At 50.9% G+C, this 2,063-nt stretch carries 3 protein-coding genes; all 3 read right to left on the reverse strand.

Translation table 11 applies throughout. The annotated features are described in order from the left end of the window. Nucleotides 1-17: 17 nt before the first annotated feature. Nucleotides 18-899, reverse strand: coding sequence for a phycobilisome rod-core linker polypeptide (locus tag AC2VE5_RS26085; protein WP_486890468.1), 882 nt, complete (start codon nucleotides 897-899; stop codon nucleotides 18-20). Nucleotides 900-1,051: 152 nt separating this feature from the next. Further along, complete coding sequence (gene cpcA, locus AC2VE5_RS26090; protein WP_486890469.1) at nucleotides 1,052-1,540, reverse strand: C-phycocyanin subunit alpha; 489 nt, start codon at nucleotides 1,538-1,540, stop codon at nucleotides 1,052-1,054. A gap of 77 nt (nucleotides 1,541-1,617) precedes the next feature. After that, nucleotides 1,618-2,063, reverse strand: a 446-nt coding sequence (locus tag AC2VE5_RS26095; RefSeq protein ID WP_486890470.1) for a phycocyanin subunit beta, incomplete at its 5' end; no start/stop codon positions are given.

Below are 2,063 nucleotides of genomic sequence, written 5' to 3' on the forward strand. Positions count from 1 at the left end.
CTGTACATAGGGCCGATTTATGAGGCAGGAGAAACATCGACAATTCTGCCGCCCATGCGATGAATCTGCTGCATCTTAGGCAGCATTTGCTCAACTGGGACCAAGTAGGCAACATTACTGCGGCGCACCCTCGGATAGCCTGGCTGCCGAATCCCAGCCACTTCCAGCCGATAGACTCGCCCGCTTTCTCCCCAGGAGCCTCCTAAGGCTTGTTTGGGGGTTTCATCACTCCCAGCCCCAATGTGACTCCAGCCCCCTGAAGACCCAGCAGGGGTGCGAATTCCAGAAGCCCGATTTTGGGCTAACTCCCGCATCAGATGGGGAACTTTTCCCTCAACCTGAGAGCGATCGCTGCTGGCGTAGCCTCGGTAGAGCCGAAACATGCGGGTAAAGCCGGTGGTCCTTACCCCAGGATCAACTGAAAACCCACGGTAGTAAGGGACAACATTGTTGCCAAAGCTATCTTCGTACTCATTGCTATCAATGTACGAGTCAATCTCTGCATCGTAGCCTTTCTCGTTGTAAAGATTGAGATGATAGTTAATCTCATCCTCAGCGTAGGGGGGCCGCCCCAATAGGTGCTTGTAGTTCAGTTCGATAAAGCGAGTATTGGAATTGGAGTAGAGGAACTTTGTTTTGTATAAATCTGACTTGGCAATCGCCCGAATAAACTCTCGGACATTGATGTTTCCCTGCCGCAGTTGAGACTCAACATAGGTCAGCCGCTCCGAGGCCATGATGTAGTCATTCCCTAAGACCTGGCGGTAGGCGGCCCGAATCACGACTTGTAAATCATCCTCTGACCAGTCAGGTCGCAGCTCAACTTGAGAGGAGGTATCAAAGGCAGAAACACCGAGCCTTCCAGCTGCGGTTAAATTGGCTGCTACTAAACCACTCATCTTTTTTCTCCCAGCACAGCAAATATTTTGAAGTTTTTTATCGTCAGTATTCAGAAGTTCTCAGACAACCAGAAAACAATGCCCGGAAAAATCAGCAACTGCTAGCCCGGCGGCCAACATCCACTAATTCTTCCGGGCAACACACTAGATGACTAGCTCAGAGCGTTAATGGCGTAGTCAATATAGGCGTTAGCTTCTACAGCAGGTTGGCCCGTAATCCCATGGTTGGCTTTGATGTGCTTCAGGGCTTCGACATACCAGCTATTGGAGAGGTCAAAGGTCCGGTGCATTTCATCTAAACCAGCCAGCAGGTACTCATCCATGGGGCCTGTGCCACCGGCAACGAGGCAGTAGGTCACCATGCGCACGTAGTAGCCAATGTCGCGAGAACACTTGGACTTACCACGGGAGTCAGAGGCCATGTTATTGCCTTGCTGCTGAGTGGTGTAAGGGAATTTTTGGTACACAGCATTAGCAGCGCCATCAACCAACTTTTGGGCATTATTGGTTAAGGTCCGAGCCGCTTCCATTGCCGCTGCAGCCCGCTCATAGCGGCCATACACTTGGTGCATCTCAGCATTGCTCATAAACCGGCCTTGGGTATCAGCAGCAGCGATCGCTTCAGTAATCGGTGTCTTCATAGTTGGGGTATCTCCCTAAGATTTATCCTGCAATGTTTTGTTCTCAAGAAAAATTAGAATCAGGCTGAATCAGCAGCTTAGCCGACAGCAGAGGCTGCCCGGTCAAAGTAGCTAGATAATTCAGACATCAAATTGCTGCAATCACCCTTGGTGATGCCGTTGGAGTCGTTGGCAACTGCAACAGCAGCATCTTTCATTTTTTGAACACCTGTGGCCACGGAACCACCCGGTACGCCCAATGCTTGATAGGTTTCCCGCAGGCCATTCAAGCAACGATCATCTAGCACACTGGCATCCCCAGCAATCGTGGCGTAGGTGACATAGCGCAGAATGATTTCCATATCGCGAAGGCAAGCAGCCATCCGACGATTGGTGTAAGCGTTACCACCGGGTTGAATCAGCTGGGACTGTTCTTCAAACAAAGTCCGAGCAGCGTCAGCAACAATAGAGGAAGCGTTGCCGGTGATCCGGTTAACAACATCCAAGCGCTTGTTACCTTCCTTGACCATGTTGGTCAGGGAGT

The sequence above is a fragment of the Aliterella sp. E5.1 genome (assembly GCF_057473825.1).